Genomic DNA, 23,262 nt, shown 5'->3' on the forward strand with positions numbered 1-23,262 from the left:
TTCGGAGCCATCATGTCCCTGAACATCCGTCCCGCCACCCGCGACGACGCCGCGCTGATCCTGCGCTTCATCACTGATCTGGCGATCTACGAAAAGGCCGAGCACGAGGTAAAAACCGACGTTGCCGGCATCGAGAACAGCCTGTTCGCAGACGGCAGCACGGCCCATGGCCTGATCTGCGAGCGTGACGGCGAGCCCATCGGCTACGCCGTGTATTTCTTCAACTACTCGACCTGGCTGGGCAAGCACGGCCTCTATCTGGAAGACCTCTACGTCACGCCGCAGCAGCGTGGCATCGGCGCCGGCAAGGCACTGTTGCGGCATCTGGCGCAACTGGCAGTGGCACGCGGCTGCGGGCGCTTCGAATGGTCGGTGCTGGACTGGAACCAGCCAGCCATCGACTTCTATGAGTCGATAGGCGCCAGACCACAGCACGAGTGGATCGGCTACCGCTTGACCGGCGACGCCCTGACGGCGTTCGCAGCGGGCTGATCCCGCACGCGCATGGCTGTCCGGAAATCGGTCGAAACAGAGCGGCCACGCGCGCCCCGCCTGCCCTTTGCCAATGCCTGGTTCTTTCCGGCGGCCGCGCTTTATGCGACGCTGATCCTGCCGCTCTCGGTGTTGACGCTGCTCGGCCTGATACCCGCGCTGCCCGGCCTGGCCGCGCCTGCTGGTCATGCGCACGAAATGCTCTTCGGCTTCGCTCTGGCGGTAGTTGCCGGTTACCTGCTCGGGCCGCAGCCGCCGCGACGCACCCTCTGCCTGCTCGGCTGCTGGGCACTGGCACGCGCAAGCTATCTGTTCTGGCCGGACTCCTGGCTGGCGCTGGCGAGTGCCACCGCCTTTGCCGCGGGTCTTGCCTGGACGGTGCTGCCGCGCTTTCTCGGCGCCGCGAAGAAATGGCGCAATCAAATGGTCGCTCCGGTGGTCGCCGGACTGAGCCTGGTCAGCGTCATCGCCAGCAGCGGTATCGGGCGCCACGTCGACCAGTTGATGCTCGCCGAGGCGCTGTTGCTGCTCGCCACGCTGATGTTCTTCATGGGTGGACGGATCATCGCGCCGGCCATCGCCGGGTACGCGCAAGGCCGGGGCTGGCGGCTCGATGCGCGGGTGCAGCCGGCTGTCGAAGGCGCAGGACTGGTGCTGCTGGGGCTCGCCTTGCTGTTGAACCTGCTGCCCTGGCCACTCACCCGGCAGCTGACCGGGGCCGTGCTGGTCGCGACGGCCGTACTCACGACCATACGCCTGCTGCGCTGGCAGCCCTGGCGCTGCACTCGCCCGGATCTGCTGGCATTGCTGCTCGGCTACGCCTGGCTCGCCATCGGTCTGCTGCTACTCGGCCTCGGCGTGCTGCTGCCGGGCTTGCCGGCGAGCGCAACGCTGCATGCGCTGACCGTCGGCGCGCTGGGCAGCCTGACCTTCGCGGTCATGGCTCGCACGCAGCTGGTCTACCGATTTCGCGACGCAGCCGCTCAGCCCTGGATACAAGCCGTGGCGCCGCTGATCAGCCTGGCGGCCCTGACGCGTGTGCTGCCCGCCCTGCTGGGCCAGCCGCGACCGGCCTGGCTGCTGGTCGCCGCTGGCTGCTGGTCGCTGGCCTTCCTGGCGCTGGCTGTGCTGCTCTGGCGCTGCCGGGGTGCACACGCGAACAGCCCGCGCGGCGGCACCCACCGCTAGGTTCCGACCGGAACTCTCGGGCATTGCGCTTGACCTACATGCAACGACGGCTCGTTGATGGCCGCCGCACTCGCCGAGCCCCGCATGCCCGATCTCAAGACACTGCTGCTGAATCAGGACACCCAGGGTGCCGAAGTCTTCGACTCGCCCAAGGAACGCCTGAACTTCTATCGATCGGAAATCCACTTCGAATCGACGCTGCTGGCCAGCCGTACCAGCGGCTACCTGTCGTCCCAGTCGTTTCTGATCATCGCGTTCGCCTCCTCGATGGCCAATACCAACCAGGAGTGGGGCAGCCTGTTTCGGCTGGTGGTGCCGACCGTGCTGGCCATGCTCGGGCTGATCACCTCGCTGCATGCGATACCGGGCATCCGCGCCAGCTACGACGTGATCGAGCGCTGGCATCAGAAACAGGCCGAACTGCTGCAGACGGAAGGCCAGGTCGGCCTGCTGCCCAACCGCGACTCGGCACTGTTCGGCGAGGGCAATAGCCCGGCCGGCGGCAAGCGCTACAAACGCACCCTGATGTTCTCCCTGCGCACCCCGGTCATCTTCGGCAGCGTCTGGACATTGCTCGGTGTGTTTTGCGTGGTGCTCTATTTCTTCGGCTGATCAGAGCCAGTCGCGAAACTTGAACCAGGCGTAGGGAATGATCGCCGACACCACCATCATGCCCAGCGCCATCGGATAGCCGAACGGCCAGCCGAGCTCCGGCATGTGCTCGAAGTTCATGCCATACACCGTGCCCACCAACGTCGGCGGCAGAAACAGCACCGCGGCGATGGAGAACACCTTGATAATGGCGTTCTGCTCGATGTTGATCAGCCCCAGGGTGGCATCGAGCAGGAAGGCAATGTCGCCGAGCAGTCGCGCCTGATGCTCGCCCAGCGACCGCACGTCGCGCTCCAGCGCTTTGAGCAGGCCCTTGGCGACACCCTGCTTGGGTTCGCCGGCATGCAACCGGTAGAAGGCGATCAACCGGTTCGCGCTGAACAGGCTTTCGCCCAGCTGCGACAGCAGCGAGCGGTGCTGGCCGAGGCGCTGAATGATCTGTTGCAGATCCGTGCGCTGTTCCTTGCGCTGATCGAAGATGCAGCGTGAAACCGTCTGCAGTTCGACCTGAACGCTTTCCAGCACGTCGGCGATGCGATCGACCACCGCGTCGGCCAACGCAAGGAAGACCTGGTGGCTGGTCGCGTAGGCCGATGGCTGGCGCAGGCGCTTGGCCTCGAACTGGCGAAAGGCGCTGAGCTCGCTGTAGCGCACCGTCACCAGACGGCGCTTGGTCAGAACGAAGGTCACCTCCGCGTTTTCCGGACGTCGATCGGCGATGCCCATCACCACGGTGGTGGTCATGAAAATCGCCCCGTCCTCGTCATAGAAGCGCGAGGAATCCTCGATCTCCGCCAATTCCTCACGGGTCGGGATATCCACGCCAAGCGCCGCTTCGATAAAGCGTTCTTCCTGCAGATCGGGCGACAGCAGGTCGACCCATAGCACGTTTTCCGGCAAGGCCTGCGAGGTCTGCCCAACGCGCCGCACCAACAGGCCATCTTCAAGGCAATACAGAGTGATCATTGCTGTCGTCGTGCTCTCGATAGTCCATAGTAGAAATAGAAACCGCCCCGAGCGAAGCGTTCGCACAAGCGTCCCTGCTGGCGCCAGCTTGCCGGGACCCGGCAAAACAGACCCTCAAGTCTTTCCTGACGAGAATCACACATGAACGACACCATTTCCGAAGACGACGAGACGTTCGCCGAAGAAACCCTGATACAGGCCATCGAAAACCAGCTGGAGGCCGGCGACCCCGCCGCCGCCCAGGCCACGTTGAACAAGCTGACGCTGGTCGGCTACGAGCGCGATGAAATCGTCAAGTTGATGGCCCTGGTGCTGGCTGAAGAGATTCGCCAGATGCTCGAGGAGGATCGCCCCTTCGACAGCGAACGGTACGAAGCGATGCTGCGCAACCTCCCCGAGCTACCGCAATAGCCTTGGGGCAAGCAGGCTTGCGCGCAGCATCTACACTTCGCAGACAGGGCCAAGGCCCACCATCCGAGGAGCAGACATGTCATACACCCCAGAACTGGTCGCCGAGCTGGAAATCCTCAGCCTGTTCAGCCTCGATAACGCCCTGGAAGGCTTGAAAGTACACAAGGATGCCGGCCAGGCAGCCGTCGCCGCCGCGCAGCGCTTGTACGCCAAGGGCCTGACCAGCCAACCCGACGGTGGCTACCTGACCAGCCTCGGCCGCGACGCTGCCGAGCATGCCCAAGGCCTGCTGACCATTCTTTCGGAAACGGTGCCGGCCTGATACGACGCACCGCCGCGCCCGAGAACGCAGCTGCACGGTCCGCCGACGGCAGCTGCCTGCGGTTTTTTGCTTCCGGCCTATGCCATGTTATTTTCCACTTCGCTGCCTCGATCACCAGGGCGGACACCCTACCGTTTGCCTGTGAAATGCCTGAATGACCCGCCACCAGGAAATCCGCCCCGCGCTCGAAGAAGGCATAGACCGCAAGGAGCTCGGCACGCTCCGTGATCGATTTCTGACCGTCAACGCTGGTCGCCTGGAGCGCACACGGCAAGTCATGTCGCCGCGCCAGCAGGCTGTGCTGAAACTGTTGCCGCTGCTGTTTCACGTTAACCATCCGATCCTGCCGGGGTATGTATCGGGGACCACGCCGGCCGGCCTCGCCGGCTTCGAGCCGGACGCCGACACCCTCGCCGAAGCCCAACGCCTGAGCCGCTCGTTTACCTACAGGCCGCTGCGGGGCAAGCCCTCTCAGCCAATTCAGGGCATGTACCTGATGGGCAGCCTGGGCACGGTCGCGCAGGGCGAGCAGAGCGACCTGGACGTCTGGGTCTGCCATGACCCGGACCTGTCGCCGGCACAACTCGATGAACTTCAGCGCAAGGGCGATCTGATTCAGGCCTGGGCGGCGACACAGGGTTGCGAGGCGCACTTCTTCCTGGTCGATCCGATGCGCTTCGCCCAAGGCGCACGCGAAGCGCAACTGACCTCCGACGATTGCGGCACCACCCAGCATTATCTGCTGCTCGATGAGTTCTACCGAACCGCCATCTGGCTCGGCGGCCGTACCCCGGTGTGGTGGCTGGTGCCCGCGTATGAGGAACATCGCTACCAGCACTACGTCCGCACCCTGCTGGACAAGCGCTTCATACGCAGCGAAGAGGTGCTGGACCTCGGCAGCCTCGGCGACATCCCGCCCGGCGAATACCTGGGTGCAGGTCTGTGGCAGCTGTACAAGGCCATAGAGTCGCCCTACAAGTCGCTGTTCAAGCTGCTGCTGGTCGAGGTCTATGCCAGCGAACACCCGCAGGTGCGCTGCCTGAGCCTGGACTTCAAACAGGCGGTCTACGCCAATCACCTGGTACTGGACGAGCTGGATCCCTACATCGTCGCGTACCGCCGGATAGAGGCGTATCTCATCGCACGGGGTGATCAGGAGCGCTTGGCGCTATTGCGCCGCTGCCTGTATCTGAAGATCGACAAGCCCCTGAGCCGCCCGATGACCGGTCGCAGCAAGGGCTGGAAGCGGCAGTTGCTCGAGCGCCTCACCCACGACTGGGGTTGGGACGAGCGACAATTTGCCCAACTCGACCGGCGGAGCCAGTGGAAAACTCGCCAGGTCGATCAGGAGCGCAGGGCGCTGGTCAACGAGCTGACCTACGCCTACCGGTTTCTCAGCGAGTTCGCGCGCCGCCTGCAGATCACCAGCAGCATCAACGGCCGCGATTTCGCCGTCCTCGGCCGTCGCCTGCACGCCGCGATCGAGCGCAAGGCGGGCAAGATCGAGGCGATCAACCTGGGCATTTCGCCGGACATGGCCGAGCACAGCCTGACGCTGGTGCAGGGCTACGACGCGGCAGGCGACGTCTCCTGGTCGCTGTACGAGGGCAGCCTGAACGCCCGCGAAGTGACCCATTTTTCGCCACTCAAGCGCTCGCGCGAGCTGATCCCGCTGCTCGGCTGGTGCCATCGCAACGGCATCGTCGACAGCGCGACCCATGTGGCGCTTCACCCCGGCGACAGTGGCTTGAGCGAAGCTGAGCTGTTTGCCCTGCTGACCGACCTGCGCCAAGCGTTTCCCATGCCGCCACCTGCCGTGACCGAGGACGCGTTGTTGACCGCAGCGGTCCCGGCCCAGGTCCTGTTGCTGGTGAACATCGGGCTGGATCCTTTCAGCCCCGAGCACCCACTCTCGCTCGATGAGCGCAACGACCCGTTCGGGTATGGCGCAGCACGGGAGAACCTGGTCCTGAGTGTCGACCGGCTCACGCTGAACAGCTGGAATGAGTTGATTGCCAGCCGCTACGAAGGGCCCTCGGCATTGCCCGACTGCTTGCGCGATTACCTCGACGAGTTGCCGGTGCGCGGCATGCGTCCCGCTCTGCAGGTGCGCTGTTTCTGCCGCCATTCCGGCTTGGCCATCGCACGGCGGGTGGAAACGCTGTTCAGCGATGCTCAGGGCGTGCTCGACGAGGCGAGCGAGAGCCGCTACCTGCTACAGGTTCGCCAGCACTTTCATCTGTTGGACCTGACCCCGCGCAACGTCCGGCACACGAAGCTCAGCGACCTGCCGGCCCTGATCGATCACCTGGGCGAGGCACATCAGCGAGATCGCCCGGTACGGGTGGATCGCCACGCCCTGGAGGGGCTGGATCTCGCGCTGATCCTGGCCCAGGCCAGAACGCAATGCCTGCAGGTGTTCTATCGCCTCCACGGCGCGACGGCGGAGCTGACGGTGCTGGATGAGTTCAACGCCCTGTGGCGTCAGCAGCTGCCCTATCGCGACGAGCAGAGCCTGCTGACGCCACTACTGCGCTTCCTGCAGTCGGTGAGCTACCGTCGCACTACGCAGCTGCCGTTCGAGGAAAGCCGTCTGGCAGCGATGGACATCCTGTTCTACCGGCTGCTGCAGCCTTCGCCGGACCGGCCGCTGACGGTCGAGCGCAGAGCGGCGCCACGCGAGGACGCCAGCGATCCGTTCTACGACATCCAGGCCATCATCGAGCCCAGCGAGAAAGGCCGCTCGCAGGTCACGCTGTATTGCAACCACCAGGAATTTTCCAGCCTGGAATACGGCTCGGGACTCTTCGCCGCGGTGGCCCGCTATATTCTCGACCAGCGTAGCGGCGGCGAGCGCTATCCCTGCTACATCACCGACCTCGATCTGTCCGGCCTGCATGGCGGGGGCAAGACCCAGACCGTGCAACATCTGCGCTACAAGGCGCATCTCGAAGCCGCGCTCAATCAGGCGCTGGCCGATCTCTGATCAGGCGTGGCGCGAGCCACGCCCAGGCCTCACAGGCCGACGTCACCTGCCGCTTCGGGTTGGTACTCGACCGCCAGCAGCGTCAGCTTGAGCACCTTGCCGCCCGGCGTCGGCCAGTCGATGTGCTGGCCGACGCTCATGCCCAGCAACGCGGTACCGACCGGCGCCAGCACCGAGACAGTCCCCTCCCGCCCGGCGTCCTGCGGATAGACCAGGGTCAGGTGATAATCCTTGCCACTGCCTTCTTCTCGACAATGGACACGTGAGTTCATCGATACCACACCAGCGGCCAGTTCGCTGCGCTCGACCACCTGAGCACGGGACAACTCTTCTTCGAGCGCCTCGGCGGCCGGACCATAGTCAGCCAGGCCATCGAGCATTCGCTCGAGCCGCTGCAGGTCGGGTTGCGTGATGATGATGGGCGGTGCGCTGGTCATGGGTCTGGGTCAACTCCTGGACAAAAGTGAAAGGTCAGAAAAAGCAAAACCCCGCCCGAAGGCGGGGTTTTTTAACCTGAACTCGACCCTAACACAGCCAATTTAATAAGCAAGGGCGTGAGGGCTGTCGCCCGGTTCGCGACCGTCCGGCCTCGCCTCAAAGCTCCTCGAAATCGAGCGCTTCACCGCCCTGTTCCTGCGTGACCCGCGCAAGCAATTCGCCAAGGCGCTCGTCATTGCTGTCGCAAATCCACATCGAGGCGGCTTCGTCGTAATCGAAGTGGAACCCACCCGAACGCGCCGCGACCCAGAGCTGGCGCAGCGGAGGCTGGCGGCTGAAGATCAGCTGCGTGCCGTTCTCGAAACGCACGGTGAGCACGCCACCGGAGTTGTCCAGATCGACATCCATGCCGCTGTGATCGAACACATCCTCGACTTCTTCCTGAACGGCGTCGACAAGATCGTGGAAGCGGGCTTCGCTCAAACTCATGAATCGGTTTCCTTCGGTACGGGGTGCACGGCGGCACCCGGCCACCGACGATCCCGACGAGCTTAGCAGGCCACCGCCGCGTCTAGCGAGCGATGGCCCGGACGGCAGGCGATATGTCCGCTGACGCGCGCACCCACATAGGCAATCCGGTGGGTGCTGGGTATACTCCGGCCATCGATTTTCCAAGGATTGCTCCCCAATGAAGCGCCTATTGCTTCCATTCATCGCACTCGCGGTTCTCGCGTCCGCACTCGGCGGCTGCGGCCAGAAAGGCCCGCTTTATCACCCGGACGACGAGGCTACGGCCAAAGAGCGTTCCAAAGACCGATTCGAACTGTAAAGGAGGCATCCATGGAGGCCTTCTCGTACCGCGACGGTCAACTCTTCGCGGAGGGCGTGGCGCTGCCCGCTCTCGCGCAACGCTTCGGCACCCCGACTTACGTCTACTCGCGTGCCCACATCGAGGCGCAGTACCACGCCTATGCCGACGCCCTGAAAGGCATGCCCCATCTGGTCTGCTTTGCCGTGAAGGCGAACTCGAACCTCGGCGTGCTGAACGTGCTGGCGCGCCTGGGGGCCGGGTTCGACATCGTCTCCATCGGCGAGCTCGAGCGCGTCCTCGCTGCCGGCGGCCAACCGGAGCGCATCGTCTTTTCCGGTGTAGGCAAGAGCCGTGACGACATGCGCCGCGCGCTGCAAGTCGGTGTGCATTGTTTCAACGTCGAGTCCACCGAGGAGCTCGAGCGTCTGCAGCAGGTCGCTGCCGAGCTCGATGTGGTGGCGCCGGTATCGCTGCGGGTCAATCCCGATGTGGACGCCGGCACGCACCCGTACATCTCCACCGGACTCAAGGAAAACAAGTTCGGTATCGCCATCGCCAATGCCGACGCGGTCTATGGCCGTGCTCATGAGCTGAGCCATATCGAAGTGATCGGTGTCGACTGCCACATCGGCTCGCAGCTGACCACGCTGCCACCGTTCCTCGACGCACTCGATCGCCTGCTGGCGCTGATCGACCGCCTGGCCGTACGTGGCATCCGCATCCGCCACCTGGACCTGGGCGGCGGGCTCGGTGTGCGCTACCGCGAGGAGCAGCCGCCATTGGCCGGCGACTATATCCAGGCGGTGCGCAAACGCATCGACGGCCGCGACCTGGCACTGGTGTTCGAACCCGGACGCTCGATCGTCGCCAACGCCGGCGTGCTGCTGACCCGCGTGGAATACCTCAAGCACACCGAGCACAAGGACTTCGCCATCGTCGATGCGGCGATGAACGACCTGATCCGCCCGGCGCTGTACCAGGCCTGGATGGACGTGGTGCCGGTGCAGCCGCGCGACGGCCAGGCACGTCACTACGACATCGTCGGGCCGATCTGCGAAACCGGCGACTTCCTCGCCAAGGAGCGGCCGCTGGTCCTCGCCGAAGGCGATCTGCTGGCCGTTCGCTCGGCAGGCGCCTATGGTTTCGTCATGAGTTCGAACTACAACACCCGCGGCCGCGCCGCCGAGGTGCTGGTGGACGGGGAAGACGCCTACGAAGTGCGCCGCCGCGAAAGCGTGCAGGAGCTATACGCTGGCGAAAGCCTGCTGCCTGCCTGAGGCCACGACGATGCTTTTGCGTTTTACCAAGATGCACGGCCTGGGCAACGATTTCATGGTCATCGACCTGATCAGCCAGCACGCGCATATCCAGCCCAAGCACGCCAAGCAATGGGGTGATCGGCATACCGGTGTGGGCTTCGATCAGCTGTTGCTGGTCGAGCCCCCGCACGATCCCGATGTCGACTTCCGCTACCGCATCTTCAACTCCGATGGCTCGGAAGTGGAGCAATGCGGCAATGGTGCGCGCTGTTTCGCCCGCTTCGTGCTCGACAAGCGCCTGACGATGAAGCGGCACATCCGGGTCGAGACCAAGGGCGGCATCATCGAGCTGAACATTCGTCCCGACGGGCAGATCAGCGTCGACATGGGCGCGCCGCGCCTGGTGCCGGCCGATATTCCGTTCCAGGCCGATGGCGAGGCCCTCAGCTATCCGCTGAGTGTCGAGGGTCAAGCGCTGGAGATCGCGGCGCTATCGATGGGCAATCCGCACGCCGTGTTACGCGTGGACGATGTCACCACCGCGCCGGTGCACGAGCTGGGCCCGAAGATCGAGCATCACCCGCGCTTCCCGCAGCGGGTCAACGCGGGTTTCCTCCAGGTCGTTGATCGCCAGCACGCAAAACTGCGTGTCTGGGAGCGCGGTGCCGGCGAAACCCAGGCCTGCGGCACCGGCGCCTGCGCCGCGGCAGTGGCCGCAATCCGCCAGGGCTGGATGGATTCGCCGGTGCAGATCGATCTGCCTGGTGGCCGTCTGTCCATCGAATGGGCAGGTACGGGACAGCCGGTTATGATGACCGGCCCCGCCGTTCGTGTTTTCGAAGGACAAGTTCGCCTATGACCGAGCAAAACCAGGACAAGCCGCAGCTGCCGGACGCCGAAACCGTCGCGGCTTACCTGCGCGCCCACCCGGAATTCTTTGTCGATCACGATGAATTGATTCCCGAACTGCGCATCCCGCATTTGCCCGGTGGGGCGGTGTCGCTGGTCGAGCGTCAGGTCAAGCTGCTGCGCGAGCGCAACATCGAAATGCGCCATCGGCTGTCGCAACTGATGGATGTTGCCCGCGACAACGACCGGCTGTTCGACAAGACCCGCCGCCTGGTACTCGACCTGCTCGACGCCAACAGCCTGGAAGAGGTGATCGGCGCGGTGGATGAGAGCCTGCGGCACGAATTCCAGGTGCCCTACGTCAGTCTCATCCTGTTCAGCGAAACCCCGCTGCCGGTTGGCCGTAGCGTGACCGCGACCGAAGCCCAGCAGGCGATCGGCGGCCTGCTCGGCAGCAGCAAGACCATCTGCGGTGTGCTACGTCCGCATGAGCTGGCGTTCCTCTTCGGTGAAGAGGACAGCAGCGGCATCGGCTCGGCTGCCGTGGTCGCGCTCAGTCAGCAGCAAGGTATCCTGGCGATAGGCAGCCAGGATCCGCAACACTACAAGAGCTCGCTGGGTACTCTGTTCCTCAGTTACATCGCCGAAGTACTGACGCGGGTGCTGCCGAATTACTCCACCCCGCTGCGCTCGGTGCGCTGAAACCGCCGCAGACCCGCCAGCGTAGGTTGGATTAGCCGAAGGCGTAATCCGACGTTCGAGTGGGTTGGCGTCTGGCGATCGGCGCGGATGGGGCGAGGTAACCGACGGAAGCGCCTCCGGCGATTCCATCCTACGCACTGGCCGCGACAGCTCTGCGACGACGCTTCATTAGTTTCGCGCTGCCTTCTCGTCAGCCTTTCTGCCGCCAGCGCTTTTATCGGCCCCTGAGGTTTATATCGATGCAAACCGACCTCGACGCCTATCTCCTGCACCTGCGCAACGAGCGCCAGGTGTCGCCGCACACCCTCGACGGCTACCGCCGGGATCTCGTCAAGGCAGTGGCCTTTTGCGAGCGGCAAGGGGTCGGCGCCTGGGCGTCGCTAAAGCCGGCGCAGGTGCGCCAACTGGTCGCCGAAGGCCATCGTCAAGGCCAGTCCGGCCGCAGCCTGGCGCGCCTGCTCTCCTCGCTGCGCGGCCTGTATCGTTACCTCAATCAGACCGGGCGCTGTGCCCACGACCCGGCCGCCGGCATATCGGCACCCAAGGGCGAGAAGCGCCTGCCTCGCCTGCTCGATACCGACCGCGCGATGCAATTGCTGGACGGCGGCGTCGAGGACGATTTCATCGGCCATCGGGACCAGGCCATGCTCGAACTGTTCTACTCGTCCGGGCTGCGTCTGGCCGAACTGGTCGGGCTGAACCTGCCTGAACTCGACCTGCCCGCCGGCCTGGTTCGGGTGTTGGGCAAGGGCAACAAGGAGCGCGTGCTGCCCGTCGGCCGCAAGGCGCGGGATGCGTTGCAGGCCTGGCTGCCACTGCGCGCGCTGAGCCGCCCGGCCGATGAGGCCTTGTTCGTTAGCCAACAGGGACGCCGCCTGAGCCCTCGTGCGGTTCAGCTGCGGGTTCGCCAGGCCGGGGTCCGCGAGCTTGGCCAGCATCTGCATCCGCACATGCTCCGGCACAGCTTTGCCAGTCATATCCTCGAGTCCTCGCAGGACCTGCGCTCGGTGCAGGAGCTGCTTGGCCATGCCGACATCGGCACCACACAGATCTACACCCATCTGGACTTTCAGCACCTGGCGAAGATCTACGACCAGGCGCACCCGCGCGCCAAGCGCAAACAGGAAGGCGAGCCATGAGTATCCAGCTGATCACCTTCGACCTTGACGACACCCTGTGGGATGTCGGCCCGGTCATCCAGAGCGCGGAGACCCGCCTGCGCGATTGGCTCGGCCAGCACGCGCCGCGCCTGGGCGGCTTTCCGATCGAATCACTGGCAGCGATCCGCCGCCTGCTGATCGAGTCCGAACCCGGTCTCCAGCACCGTATCAGCGAGCTGCGCCGGCGCATCCTGTTTCATGCCCTGCACGACGCCGGCTATTCGCCAAACGAGGCGCAGGCGATCGCCGATCAGGCTTTCGAGGTGTTTCTCGAAGCGCGGCACGCCATCGACCTGTTCCCCGACGTGCATCCAACGTTGGAGCACCTGGCCAACCACTACACGCTCGGGGTCCTGACCAACGGCAATGCCGACGTCCGCCGCCTTGGCCTGGCCGACTACTTTCAGTTCACGCTCTGCGCCGAAGAACTGGGCGTCGGCAAACCCGACCCACGACCTTTCGAAGAAGCGCTCGCGCGTGCCCAGGTCGCCGCCGAACACGCCGTGCACATCGGCGATCACCCGGTGGACGATATTGGCGGCGCGCGGCGCGCCGGGGTCAGAGCGATCTGGTTCAACCCGGCCGGCGCCGCCTGGCAGCACGAAGGCCAACCCGACGCCGAAGTACGCAGCCTGGCGGAGCTTCCAGCGCTGTTGAGACGCTGGCAGTAATCGCTTGCCCCGGAAATGAAAAAGCCCAGCACACCGGTGCTGGGCTTTTCTTATCCGCTGACGAGCCGCGCCGGCAATGGAACGCGCCATGCGACGGCATGGCACCTCCGGCACCGGACCGAATCAGATAGGCCGGCTGCCGTACTTGCTGTCCGGCTTCTTCGGCGGGTCGGCCACGACGTTGGGCTCGACCTCCTGCACCCGACCACCGCGCGCAAGAAACTCCTCCATCGCACGCGCCAGCTCCTCGCGCTCCTTCTGTTTGGCTTCCAGGCTCGGCAGCTCATCGACGACGGCAGACTTGGCCTTGGCCTTCTTGCTGGTCGGAGTCGCCCGGTCGCTGTCCGTGCTTTCGTCGTCGGCGCTGTTGTCGGCATCACCCTCGTCAGCCGCCCCCAGCTCCTCGTCGTCCTCCTCGTCGTTAACGTCCAGATCGTCTTGTTCTAGTTCTTCGTCACTCATGTTCAACCTCGTACCTTGCCAAAGCGGAAGTTATAGCCCAGCGATGTGCCTGTTCGCCTATCGCCAAAAGAAATTCAACTCGCCATCCCATGCAACGTCACAAGCACCAGCCTGGCACTCCCCTGGTCACGATGCTCACCCAGGTAGATGCCCTGCCAGGTCCCCAGCGCCAGCCGCCCCTCGCTGACTGGCACACTCAGCTGGCAGCCGAGCAGACTCGCCTTGAAATGCGCCGGCAGATCGTCCGGCCCTTCGTAGTCGTGCTCGTAACCCGCCTGGCCTTGCGGCACCAGGCGATTGAAGAAACGTTCGAAATCACGTCGCACCGCGCCGTCGGCATTTTCGTTGATGGTCAACGAGGCCGAGGTATGACGCAGCCACAGGTGTAACAGACCGACCCGGCATTCATGCAGTTCCGGCAATTTGGCAAGCAGCTCGTCGGTAATCAAGTGAAACCCTCGCGGCTTCGGGCGCAGCGTGATCAAAGTCTGTTGCCACATGCCGGTCCTCCCGCGATCGCCTGAACGGGCGCATTCTAGCGCGGCGGCAGAAAAAACAAAGGGCGCCCGAAGGCGCCCTTGTCATAGCCCGGGACGCTCAGCGTTTGCTGGTGAATTCCGGGTAGGCTTCCAAGCCGCATTCCACGACGTCGACGCCCTCGTACTCTTCTTCTTCGCTGACACGCAGGCCCATTACCGCCTTGATGACACCCCAGACGATCAGACTGGCGATGAACACCCAGGCGAAAATCGACACCAGCCCCAGCAGCTGCGCGCCGAAGCTCGCCTCGGCATTGGTCAGCGGTACCGCCAGCAACCCCCACATGCCAACCACACCGTGCACCGAAATGGCGCCGACCGGGTCATCGAGCTTGAGCTTGTCCAGCCCGAGGATGCTGAACACCACCAGCACGCCACCGACGCCGCCAATCAACACGGACTGCAGGGCACTCGGGGTCAGCGGCTCGGCGGTAATCGCCACCAGGCCGGCCAGTGCGCCGTTGAGGACCATGGTCAGATCGGACTTGCCGAACAGCAGGCGGGCGGTGATCAATGCCGCGACCAGGCCGCCGGCAGCCGCCATGTTGGTATTGGTGAACACCTGCGCGACGGCGTTGGCGTCCTCGATGGTGCTCATCTTCAGCTGCGAGCCGCCATTGAAACCGAACCAGCCCATCCACAGGATGAACGCGCCAAGGGTCGCCAACGGCAGGTTGGCGCCGGGGATGGCGTTGATCTGGCCGTTCGGGCCGTATTTACCCTTGCGCGGTCCCAGCAGCAGGACCCCGGCCAGTGCAGCCGAAGCGCCGGCCATGTGCACCAGACCGGAGCCGGCGAAATCAAGGAAGCCGGCCGCATCGAGGAAACCGCCGCCCCATTTCCAGAAGCCCTGTACCGGATAGATGACGCCGGTCATCACCACCGCGAAGGCGATGAAGGCCCACAGCTTCATCCGCTCGGCCACCGCACCCGAGACCACCGACATGCAGGTCGCGGCGAACACCACCTGGAAGAAGAAGTCGGCGCGGGTCGAGTAGTAGGGGGCGTCTTCGCCCCCAGCGGCGACCAGGTCCACGGCATGCTCGTCGCCGATCAGGAAGCCCAGGCTCGGCAAGATGCCCCCTTCCGGGCTCGAGTACATGATGTAGTAGCCGATCAGCAGGTACATGATCGAGGCCAGTGCGTAGAGCACGATGTTCTTGGTCAGGATCTCGGCCGTGTTCTTGGCGCGGACCAGGCCGGCCTCGAGCATCGAGAAACCGGCCGCCATCCACATCACCAGCGCACCGCAGATGAGGAAGTAGAAGGTATCGAGTCCGTACTGGACGGGTATCAGTGCTGTGCTATCCATTTTGTTCACCTTTTGCCGAGCGCCAGGGCGCTAGTCGGGTAAAGGCGCCCGGGTTGGCTCCGGGCGCACTCCGTGTGCTTACAGGTTGTAACCGCGCTCGTTGTGCAGGCTGAGGTCGAGGCCGATGGTTTCTTCTTCTTCGCTGACCCGCAGTCCCATCACTACATCGATCGCCTTGAGAATCACGAAGGTGACGATGGCGGTGTAGACGACGGTGAACAGCACGCCCTTGAACTGGATCCACAGCTGCAGCGCGATGTTGTCGACCTCGCCGAAGCCGCCCAGGGCAGGGGCGGCGAACACCCCCGTGAGCAGCGCACCGACGATCCCACCCACCCCGTGCACGCCGAAGGCATCCAGCGAGTCGTCGTAGCCAAGCTTGCGTTTCAGGCTGGTGGCGCAGAAGAAACAGATGACGCCCGACGCCAGACCGATGATCAGCGCGCCCATCGGGCCCACCGTACCGGCCGCCGGGGTGATGGCCACCAGGCCGGCGACCACGCCCGAGGCGATGCCCAACGCACTGGGTTTGCCGTGGGTCACCCACTCGGCGAACATCCAGGCCAGTGCCGCTGCAGCCGTCGCGATCTGGGTCACCAGCATGGCCATGCCGGCAGTGCCGTTGGCCGCTAGCGAGGAACCGGCGTTGAAGCCGAACCAGCCGATCCACAGCATCGCCGCGCCGATCAGGGTCAGGCCGAGGTTATGCGGCGCCATCGGCGTGGTCGGGAAGCCCTTGCGCTTGCCGAGCACGATGCACGCCACCAGACCAGCGATACCGGCATTGATATGCACCACGGTGCCACCGGCGAAATCGAGCACGCCCCAGTCCCACAGCAGGCCGCCGTCGCCGCCCCAGACCATGTGGGCAATCGGCGCATAGACCAGAGTGAACCAGACGCCCATGAACACCAGCATCGCGGAGAATTTCATGCGCTCGGCGAAGGCACCGACGATCAGCGCCGGGGTGATGATGGCGAAGGTCATTTGGAAGGTGATGAACACACTTTCCGGCACGCTGCCGGTGAGGCTGTCGGGCGTCAGGCCGCTGAGAAAGGCACGCCCGAGACCGCCGACGAAGGAATTGAGGTTGGTGACGCCTGCTTCCATGCCAGCCGTGTCGAATGCCAGGCTGTAACCGTAGACCATCCAGAGGATGCTCATCAGGCCGGTGATGGCGAAGCACTGCATCATCACCGAGAGAATGTTCTTGGATCGGACCATGCCGCCGTAGAACAGCGCCAGGCCTGGAATCGTCATGAACAGCACCAGCGCGGTGGCTGTGAGCATCCATGCGGTATCGCCGGAATCAAGCGTTGCCTCCTGTGCCATGGCGATGCCGGGGCTTATCAGAGACAAAAGGGCTCCTAGCCCTGCGAATTTTCGCAGAGTCATGGTTTTACTCCTGGGGCGTGGGGTTCGTAGGCCTGCCTAGCAGGCAATCGCAAATGCTCGGTGGCGCGTGGCGTTGGATTGGCGTTACCGCCGAGTCCTCGGCTTGCGACGCGCCGGGCCGTCAGATTGCGTCGGTATCGGTTTCGCCTGTGCGGATGCGAATGGCCTGTTCCAGATTCACGACGAAGATCTTGCCGTCGCCGATCTTGCCGGTGTTGGCCGCCTTGGTGATGGCCTCGATCACCCGATCGAGCTGATCATCGGCGATGGCCACGTCGATCTTCACTTTCGGCAGGAAGTCGACCACGTATTCGGCTCCGCGGTAGAGCTCGGTATGGCCCTTCTGGCGACCGAAGCCCTTGACCTCGGTGACCGTGATGCCCTGAACGCCAATCTCGGACAGCGACTCGCGCACGTCGTCCAGCTTGAACGGCTTGATGATGGCAGTGACTAGTTTCATGAAAACTTCTCCCGTTTAGGTGGACTTGCCCCAGAAGTACGAACCCGGCTCAAGTCTAAGCGCAGTGTCTGGCTCTTGTAACGCGCCGACGTAGCGGAGCGACCTTCCGACACCATCAACCAATCCGACGAAACGTCCCGAATCGCCCATGCACCGCAACCTGTCGATGCATGCGTCATGACGAGCCAAGCAGAATCGGTGCCAATTCTCAAAAGCCGCCGAGTTTGCGCGGCGCGCACGCCTGTCGCGGCTGCAACGCGAGCCGCAGCGGCTTCGTCATGCACCAGCTTGGTGCCTGGCGGGATGTCCTCGTGCACCCAAACGGGGACGACGCGCGGAAAAGGCCCCGCATGAGGCCGTGCTACACTGCCAGCCGCTCAGAACACAGGTGATTCGCATGTTCCCGCCCAAAGCTTTCCTCGATGCCGTCGGCGCCCAGGCCTCGCGCCTGTTCAATGGAGAAAACCCCTTGCCCCGTGCTGAAATCGAAGCCCAGCTCAAGGGCATCGTGCAGAGCGCGTTGAGCAAGCTCGACGTGGTCAGCCGAGAGGAATTCGACGGCCAGATGGTCGTGCTGGCCCGCACCCGCGCGCGTCTCGAGGCACTGGAAGCCAAGGTTGCCGAACTGGAAGACAAGCTAACGCCACCCACCACGGAGTAATCCGGTGGCAACGATCAAAGGAGTGATCGAATGTCCCTTGCAATCGTCCACAGCCGCGCACAGGTCGGCGTGGAGGCGCCTGCCGTCACGGTCGAGGCGCATCTGGCCAACGGCCTGCCCTCGCTGGCCCTGGTCGGCCTGCCGGAAACCGCCGTCAAGGAAAGCAAGGATCGCGTGCGCAGCGCGATCCTGACCGCCGGCTTCGATTTTCCCGCCCGTCGCATCACGCTCAACCTCGCCCCCGCCGACCTGCCCAAGGACGGCGGCCGCTTCGACCTCGCCATAGCGCTGGGTATTCTCGCCGCCAGCGCGCAGATTCCCGGTGAGCGCCTGGACAGCCTCGAATGCCTCGGCGAACTGGCGCTCTCCGGGGCGTTGCGACCGGTGCAAGGGGTGTTGCCCGCCGCCTTGGCGGCGCGCAAGGCCGGACGCGCACTGCTGGTGCCCAGGGCCAATGCCGAAGAAGCCAGCCTGGCGTCGGGCCTGGTGGTCTACGCCGCCGATCACCTGCTCGAGGTCGCCGCCCATTTCAACGGCGCGACGCCGATCGAGCCCTTCCAGGCGCAGGGGCTGCTGCGCCAGGTGCTGCCCTACCCCGACCTCGCCGACGTGCAGGGCCAGCAAGCCGCCAAGCGCGGCCTGCTGGTCGCCGCGGCCGGCGCCCATAACCTGCTGTTTTCCGGCCCGCCAGGTACCGGAAAGACGCTGCTGGCCAGCCGCTTGCCCGGGCTGTTGCCGCCTTTGCAGGAGCAGGAAGCGCTGGAGGTCGCGGCGATCCATTCGGTGGCCAGCCAATCGCCCCTGGAGCATTGGCCGCAACGCCCTTTTCGCCAGCCCCATCACAGTGCATCCGGGCCGGCACTGGTCGGCGGCGGCAGCCGGCCGCGCCCCGGTGAGATCACCCTGGCGCACCAGGGCGTGCTTTTCCTGGACGAGCTGCCCGAATTCGATCGCAAGGTGCTCGAGGTGCTCCGCGAGCCGCTGGAGTCGGGGTGTATCGTCATCGCCCGCGCGCGGGACAAGGTGCGTTTTCCGGCGCGATTCCAGCTGGTGGCCGCGATGAATCCCTGCCCTTGCGGCTACCTGGGCGATCCCAGTGGCCGCTGTCGCTGCTCGCCCGATCAGATCCAACGCTACCGCGGCAAGCTGTCCGGTCCGCTGCTCGATCGTATCGACTTGCACCTGACGGTCGCTCGCGAGGCCACCGCACTGAATGCACCGCCCACCGGCGGCGAAACCACCGTCGAAGTCGCCGCCAAGGTCGCCGAGGCACGGCGCATCCAGTTGCAGCGCCAAGGCTGCGCCAATGCCTTCCTCGACCTCACCGGGCTGCGCAGCCATTGCCAGCTGCAACCGCAGGATCAGCAGTGGTTGGAGCGCGCCTGCGAGCGTCTCGGCCTGTCATTGCGCGCGGCGCACCGGATCCTGAAAGTCGCGCGCACCCTGGCCGATCTGCAGCAAGCGACTTCGATCGGTCGTGCGCACCTGGCCGAAGCCCTGCAATATCGCCCCGGAAGCCAGGCAGGCTGAGCCGCACGCCCCTCCCGGGCCTCGTCCGAAACGCAACAAACCGGCTGCAAATCAAGCATTCGCGCGGTCACAACCTGGGCAAGCCAGCCCGGTGGCCGCCCTGCCTGGCCGGTCGGACGCGGACCGATATGTTAGATTGCGCCCTCTTCGCCACAGGCGGCCACTCCCCAATCGGTAATCCAAGGAGCGCAGCATGGAGGCAAACACGTCTTCACCCCCTACCCTCAACCCCCCCGTTTTCTACGGCTCTGCCGTTCTGATTCTGATGCTGGTGATCTACAGCGTCGCCGTCCCCGAACAGGCTCAACGCATCTTCAGCGATGTCCAGGCCTGGATCATCGCCAACGTCAGCTGGCTGTACATCCTGGCCGTAGCAGTCATTCTGTTGATGGTCGTGTTGCTGGCGCTCAGCCGGTACGGAGACATCAAGCTCGGCCCCGATCACAGTGAGCCCGACTACAGCCACCTGACCTGGTTCTCCATGCTGTTCTCGGCGGGCATGGGCATCGGCCTGATGTTCTTCGGTGTCGCCGAGCCGGTGATGCACTTCCTCTCGCCCCCGGTTGGCGAGGGCGGCACGGCGGTGGCCGCACGCGACGCGATGAAAATCACCTTCTTCCACTGGGGCCTGCACGCCTGGGCCATCTACGCCATCGTGGCGATGATTCTGGCCTATTTCAGCTTCCGCCAGGGATTGCCGCTGACCCTGCGCTCGGCCCTGTATCCCCTGATCGGCGAGCGCATTCACGGGCCGATGGGGCACGCCGTGGATATTTTCGCCATCATCGGCACGGTACTCGGCGTCGCGACATCCCTGGGCCTGGGCGTCACCCAGATCAACACCGGACTGAACCATCTCTATGGGCTGCCGGTGTCCATACCGGTGCAGATCGCGCTGATTGCCGGCACCACCTTGCTGGCGACCATTTCCGTGGTCACCGGGCTGGACAAGGGCGTGCGGCGGCTGTCGGAGCTGAACCTGTCGCTGGCCGTGCTGTTGTTGCTGCTGGTGCTGATCGCCGGCCCGACGGTGTTCATCCTGCAGACGTTCGTGCAGAACACCGGCAACTACTTTTCGCAGATCGTCACCGCGACGTTCAATCTGTACGCCTACGAACCGAACGACTGGATCGGCGGCTGGACCTTGTTCTACTGGGGCTGGTGGCTGGCCTGGTCGCCCTTTGTCGGCCTGTTCATCGCGCGCATCTCGCGCGGCCGCACGATTCGCGAGTTCGTCACCGGCGTGCTGCTGGTACCGACCGCCTTCACCCTGCTGTGGATGACCGTGTTCGGCGACACCGCGATCCACATGATTCTCTGGGATCACGTCACCAGTCTCGGCGAAGCCATCGAGCGGGACAGCTCACTGGCGCTGTTCGCTTTCCTCGAGCACTTCCCGTTCGCCGCGCTGCTGTCGCTGATCGCCATCATCATGGTGGTGGTGTTCTTCGTCACCTCGGCCGACTCTGGCGCGCTGGTGGTGGACATGCTCGCCTCTGGCGGCGAGGGCCAGACGCCCGTCTGGCAACGCGTGTTCTGGGCCGGATCCATGGGCGCGGTGGCCATTGCGCTGCTGCTGGCCGACGGCCTGACCGCCTTGCAGACGGCAACGATCGCCAGTGCCCTGCCCTTCACCCTGGTGCTGCTTTGCGCCATGTGGGGCCTGCTCAAGGCCTTGCGTGTCGACGCCACCAAGCAGGGGCTGCGTTATCAAGCACTGAACACCACCCCCACCGCCCCACAATCCGAAGGCGGCTGGCGGCGCCGGGTGCAGAACCTCACCAAGTACCCTCGCCGGCGCGACGTGGAGCGGTTCATCCGGAACGTCGCCGCGCCGGCCTGTGCCGCCGTGGCCGACGAGCTGCGCCAGCAGGGCTACGGCGTCGAGCTGACCAGCGGTGAAGACCAGCGGACCGGGCTGCAGATCACCCACGAGGGCGCGCCCGACTTCATCTATCAGATCCGCCCACGCGGCTATCCGATGCCAAGCTTCGTCGTCACCGAAGAAGGCGACGATGACGAACGCAACTACTACCGCGCCGAGGTGCATCTCAAGGAAGGCGGCCAGAACTACGATGTGATGGGCTGGAGCCAGGAGGGCGTCATCGGCGACATCCTCGACCAGTACGAGAAGCACATGCACTTCCTGCACATGGTCCGCTAGCGGCAGCAGGCGCCGGTCGCCGGGCACTACGCCCGGCGCCTGCCTCACATGCTCATCTGGGCCTCGTGCCCCTGAGCCAGGAACAGCTCCAGCTCCGCGAGCGGCAGCGGCTTGCTGATCAGATAGCCCTGCACCTGGTTGGCGCCATAGCGCTCCAGCAGCTTCAACTGCCCCGCTCGCTCCACCCCTTCGGCGACCACTTCCAGGCCCAGGTCATGGGCCAGGCTGATCATCGCCTGCACCAGACTGTTGTCCGCTTTGGCGCTGACGCCATCGACGAAGCTCTTGTCGATCTTCAGCAAGCTGATGGGCAGCCGACTCAGGTGCACGAAGGACGAGAAACCGGTGCCGAAATCGTCCAGCGAAAAGCGCACACCCAGCTCCGCCAGCGCGCTCATGGTGCCGCTGACCTGTTCGCTGCGGCGCATCACCGCGGTCTCGGTGAGCTCGAATTCGAGCCAACGGGGGTCGACGCCGCGCTCCTCGATCAGCCGTTGCAGGGTGATCAGCAATTGGCTGTCCTGGAACTGCCGAAACGACAGGTTGACCGCCATGTGCAGTTCGCCGGAACCCTTCTCGCGCAAGCTCTGCATATCGCGCAACGCCCGCGAAATCACCCAGTAGCCCAGCGGTACGATGAGCCCGCTCTCCTCGGCCATGGGGATGAACTCGTCCGGCGGCAGCAGGCCGCGCGAGGCATGCGGCCAGCGTACCAGCGCCTCCAACCCGACGATGCGACCGGTCTCCATACACAAACGCGGCTGATAGTGCAGTTCCAGATCATCGCGACGCAGCGCCCGGCGCAGTTCGCCCTCCAGATCCACCAGGCTGCTGGCGCTGCGGTTGACCCGTTCGTTGTGGAGATACCAGGTGCAGCCTTGCTTGGCCTTGGCCTGCCGCATGGCGACCTGCGCCAGCCATAACAGCTGATCGGCATCGGTATCGGCCTTGGCGTGGGCCAGCCCGAGGCTGCAGCCGAGCATCAGGCTTTCACCGTTGAGCCAGTAAGGCTCGGCCAATGCCTCCACCACCCGATCGGCGACCTGCTCGGCGCGCCCAGGATGGCGCCCGGTGTCGAGCAGCAGGCCGAACTCGTCGCCACCCAGCCGCGCGATGCGGTCCCCGACTTCCAGTTGCGCCTTCAGACGTGCCACCACTTGCAGGATCAAGCCGTCTCCAGCCTGGTGTCCGAGCGTCTCGTTGACCCGGCGGAAGTTGTCCAGATCGAGCAGCCCCAGGGCCAGGCCCGCGCCGTCGTGCTCGGCCAGTTCTCCTGTCAGCAGCAGCTGGAAGCCCTGCCGGTTGACGATCCCGGTCAACGGATCCTGCTCGGCCAGACGCCGCAAGGCGGCATTCAGGGCGCACCGTTCCCGTGCATAGCGCAGGCTGCGGCGTAACACATCGGCGCTGAACTGCGAGCTGACCAGCCAATCGGCGACGCCTTCGGGCGGCTCATCCGGCTCTTCATCGAGCAACAGAACGGTAGGACCGGGGAAACGCCCCGAAGCCGGGCGGTGGCGCGGCGTGGTGAACAGCAAGACGTGGCCCGCGTCGGCCAGATGCGCGGTGGCGGCAGGCCAGTCATCGGTAATCAGCAACAGGTGCTGGCTACGCAACGCGCGCAGCGCCGCATGCAGACGTTCGCCCCACTCGGGCTCGTCGGCCAGCAGAACCAGACGCATGGGTTGGATGGGCGCTGTCACGGTGTATTCCCGATTCGTGCGGAGCATGAGGAGCTTGGCCACCGTCGGCGCACTCCCTGTACGAAGCGCAACGGTGACTGAACAGCCTGAGGCGGTCACGGCGTGCATAGACTAGAGCATTCGGGCCCGTCCCTGGGTACGGCGGGCGACGACTGGTAGCGATAGGGGT

Annotated in this window: 23 protein-coding genes and 1 pseudogene; 15 read left to right on the forward strand and 9 right to left on the reverse strand. The window is 64.7% G+C overall.

Translation table 11 applies throughout. The annotated features are described in order from the left end of the window. Positions 1 to 12 precede the first annotated feature (12 nt). The 3 genes from KVO92_RS20450 (at position 13) to KVO92_RS20460 (ending at position 2,292) form a co-directional block, all read left to right on the forward strand. Positions 13 to 492 (forward strand): GNAT family N-acetyltransferase, encoded by a 480-nt coding sequence (locus KVO92_RS20450; RefSeq protein ID WP_217477428.1) that lies wholly within the window; start codon positions 13 to 15, stop codon positions 490 to 492. Between the two features lie 12 nt (positions 493 to 504). Further along, positions 505 to 1,680: an NnrS family protein gene (locus KVO92_RS20455; RefSeq protein WP_217477429.1), complete on the forward strand. Its 1,176-nt coding sequence runs from the start codon at positions 505 to 507 to the stop codon at positions 1,678 to 1,680. 84 nt (positions 1,681 to 1,764) lie between these two features. After that, positions 1,765 to 2,292, forward strand: a complete 528-nt coding sequence (locus KVO92_RS20460) for a hypothetical protein (RefSeq protein ID WP_217477430.1) — start codon at positions 1,765 to 1,767, stop codon at positions 2,290 to 2,292. On the opposite strand, the gene KVO92_RS20465 is transcribed toward KVO92_RS20460, so the two are convergent. Continuing rightward, on the reverse strand, positions 2,293 to 3,258 hold the full coding sequence (locus tag KVO92_RS20465) for a magnesium transporter CorA family protein (RefSeq protein WP_217477431.1): 966 nt from the start codon (positions 3,256 to 3,258) through the stop codon (positions 2,293 to 2,295). 153 nt (positions 3,259 to 3,411) lie between these two features. Here KVO92_RS20465 and KVO92_RS20470 point away from each other — a divergent pair. The 3 genes and pseudogenes from KVO92_RS20470 to KVO92_RS20480 form a co-directional block, all read left to right on the forward strand. Beyond that, positions 3,412 to 3,669: pseudogene (locus KVO92_RS20470) on the forward strand (hypothetical protein); the annotation flags it as partial. Between the two features lie 76 nt (positions 3,670 to 3,745). Further along, complete coding sequence (locus KVO92_RS20475) at positions 3,746 to 3,991, forward strand: TIGR02647 family protein (RefSeq protein ID WP_217477433.1); 246 nt, start codon at positions 3,746 to 3,748, stop codon at positions 3,989 to 3,991. A gap of 154 nt (positions 3,992 to 4,145) precedes the next feature. Continuing rightward, positions 4,146 to 6,977 carry a class I adenylate cyclase gene (locus KVO92_RS20480; RefSeq protein ID WP_217477434.1) on the forward strand — a complete coding sequence of 944 codons (2,832 nt, stop codon included), beginning with the start codon at positions 4,146 to 4,148 and terminating at the stop codon, positions 6,975 to 6,977. Positions 6,978 to 7,006: 29 nt separating this feature from the next. Here KVO92_RS20480 and rnk read toward each other — a convergent pair whose 3' ends face one another. Next, a complete protein-coding gene (gene rnk, locus KVO92_RS20485) occupies positions 7,007 to 7,414 on the reverse strand; it encodes a nucleoside diphosphate kinase regulator (protein WP_217477435.1) in 408 nt (135 codons plus the stop codon). Positions 7,415 to 7,571: 157 nt separating this feature from the next. Next, positions 7,572 to 7,904 (reverse strand): iron donor protein CyaY, encoded by a 333-nt coding sequence (gene cyaY, locus KVO92_RS20490; protein WP_217477436.1) that lies wholly within the window; start codon positions 7,902 to 7,904, stop codon positions 7,572 to 7,574. 199 nt (positions 7,905 to 8,103) lie between these two features. Between cyaY and lptM the strand changes: the two genes are divergently transcribed. The 6 genes from lptM (at position 8,104) to KVO92_RS20520 (ending at position 12,867) form a co-directional block, all read left to right on the forward strand. Next, the gene (gene lptM, locus KVO92_RS20495) at positions 8,104 to 8,244 is read left to right on the forward strand and encodes an LPS translocon maturation chaperone LptM (protein WP_217477437.1); all 141 of its coding nucleotides are present in this window, start codon (positions 8,104 to 8,106) and stop codon (positions 8,242 to 8,244) included. 11 nt (positions 8,245 to 8,255) lie between these two features. Beyond that, complete coding sequence (gene lysA, locus KVO92_RS20500; RefSeq protein ID WP_217477438.1) at positions 8,256 to 9,503, forward strand: diaminopimelate decarboxylase; 1,248 nt, start codon at positions 8,256 to 8,258, stop codon at positions 9,501 to 9,503. Positions 9,504 to 9,513: 10 nt separating this feature from the next. Then, positions 9,514 to 10,344, forward strand: a complete 831-nt coding sequence (gene dapF / locus KVO92_RS20505) for a diaminopimelate epimerase (protein ID WP_217477439.1) — start codon at positions 9,514 to 9,516, stop codon at positions 10,342 to 10,344. Further along, positions 10,341 to 11,036 (forward strand): DUF484 family protein, encoded by a 696-nt coding sequence (locus KVO92_RS20510; RefSeq protein ID WP_217477440.1) that lies wholly within the window; start codon positions 10,341 to 10,343, stop codon positions 11,034 to 11,036. Before dapF ends, KVO92_RS20510 begins: the two co-directional genes overlap by 4 nt. 239 nt (positions 11,037 to 11,275) lie before the next feature. Then, positions 11,276 to 12,175, forward strand: coding sequence for a tyrosine recombinase XerC (xerC, locus tag KVO92_RS20515; RefSeq protein ID WP_217477441.1), 900 nt, complete (start codon positions 11,276 to 11,278; stop codon positions 12,173 to 12,175). Beyond that, positions 12,172 to 12,867, forward strand: a complete 696-nt coding sequence (locus KVO92_RS20520; RefSeq protein WP_217477442.1) for an HAD family hydrolase — start codon at positions 12,172 to 12,174, stop codon at positions 12,865 to 12,867. Before xerC ends, KVO92_RS20520 begins: the two co-directional genes overlap by 4 nt. 123 nt (positions 12,868 to 12,990) lie before the next feature. Here KVO92_RS20520 and sutA read toward each other — a convergent pair whose 3' ends face one another. From sutA to glnK, 5 genes are all read right to left on the reverse strand, one after another. Continuing rightward, positions 12,991 to 13,329, reverse strand: coding sequence for a transcriptional regulator SutA (sutA, locus tag KVO92_RS20525; protein WP_217477443.1), 339 nt, complete (start codon positions 13,327 to 13,329; stop codon positions 12,991 to 12,993). A 74-nt stretch (positions 13,330 to 13,403) separates the two neighbouring features. Further along, positions 13,404 to 13,829 (reverse strand): secondary thiamine-phosphate synthase enzyme YjbQ, encoded by a 426-nt coding sequence (locus KVO92_RS20530; RefSeq protein ID WP_217477444.1) that lies wholly within the window; start codon positions 13,827 to 13,829, stop codon positions 13,404 to 13,406. A 97-nt stretch (positions 13,830 to 13,926) separates the two neighbouring features. Further along, positions 13,927 to 15,180 carry an ammonium transporter gene (locus KVO92_RS20535; RefSeq protein ID WP_217477445.1) on the reverse strand — a complete coding sequence of 418 codons (1,254 nt, stop codon included), beginning with the start codon at positions 15,178 to 15,180 and terminating at the stop codon, positions 13,927 to 13,929. 78 nt (positions 15,181 to 15,258) lie between these two features. Then, positions 15,259 to 16,575 (reverse strand): ammonium transporter, encoded by a 1,317-nt coding sequence (locus tag KVO92_RS20540; RefSeq protein ID WP_217477446.1) that lies wholly within the window; start codon positions 16,573 to 16,575, stop codon positions 15,259 to 15,261. Positions 16,576 to 16,696: 121 nt separating this feature from the next. Beyond that, positions 16,697 to 17,035, reverse strand: a complete 339-nt coding sequence (gene glnK, locus KVO92_RS20545; RefSeq protein ID WP_003096476.1) for a P-II family nitrogen regulator — start codon at positions 17,033 to 17,035, stop codon at positions 16,697 to 16,699. A gap of 397 nt (positions 17,036 to 17,432) precedes the next feature. On the opposite strand from glnK, the gene KVO92_RS20550 reads away from it, so the two are divergent. The 3 genes from KVO92_RS20550 (at position 17,433) to KVO92_RS20560 (ending at position 21,390) form a co-directional block, all read left to right on the forward strand. Next, the gene (locus tag KVO92_RS20550) at positions 17,433 to 17,696 is read left to right on the forward strand and encodes an accessory factor UbiK family protein (RefSeq protein WP_217477447.1); all 264 of its coding nucleotides are present in this window, start codon (positions 17,433 to 17,435) and stop codon (positions 17,694 to 17,696) included. Between the two features lie 30 nt (positions 17,697 to 17,726). After that, positions 17,727 to 19,226, forward strand: coding sequence for a YifB family Mg chelatase-like AAA ATPase (locus KVO92_RS20555; RefSeq protein ID WP_217477448.1), 1,500 nt, complete (start codon positions 17,727 to 17,729; stop codon positions 19,224 to 19,226). Positions 19,227 to 19,419: 193 nt separating this feature from the next. Beyond that, positions 19,420 to 21,390 carry a BCCT family transporter gene (locus KVO92_RS20560; protein WP_217477449.1) on the forward strand — a complete coding sequence of 657 codons (1,971 nt, stop codon included), beginning with the start codon at positions 19,420 to 19,422 and terminating at the stop codon, positions 21,388 to 21,390. Positions 21,391 to 21,434: 44 nt separating this feature from the next. Here KVO92_RS20560 and KVO92_RS20565 read toward each other — a convergent pair whose 3' ends face one another. Continuing rightward, complete coding sequence (locus tag KVO92_RS20565; RefSeq protein ID WP_217477617.1) at positions 21,435 to 23,072, reverse strand: putative bifunctional diguanylate cyclase/phosphodiesterase; 1,638 nt, start codon at positions 23,070 to 23,072, stop codon at positions 21,435 to 21,437. Positions 23,073 to 23,262: the final 190 nt, after the last annotated feature.

The sequence above is a fragment of the Stutzerimonas stutzeri genome, from assembly GCF_019090095.1.
Lineage (GTDB): Bacteria > Pseudomonadota > Gammaproteobacteria > Pseudomonadales > Pseudomonadaceae > Stutzerimonas > Stutzerimonas stutzeri_AN.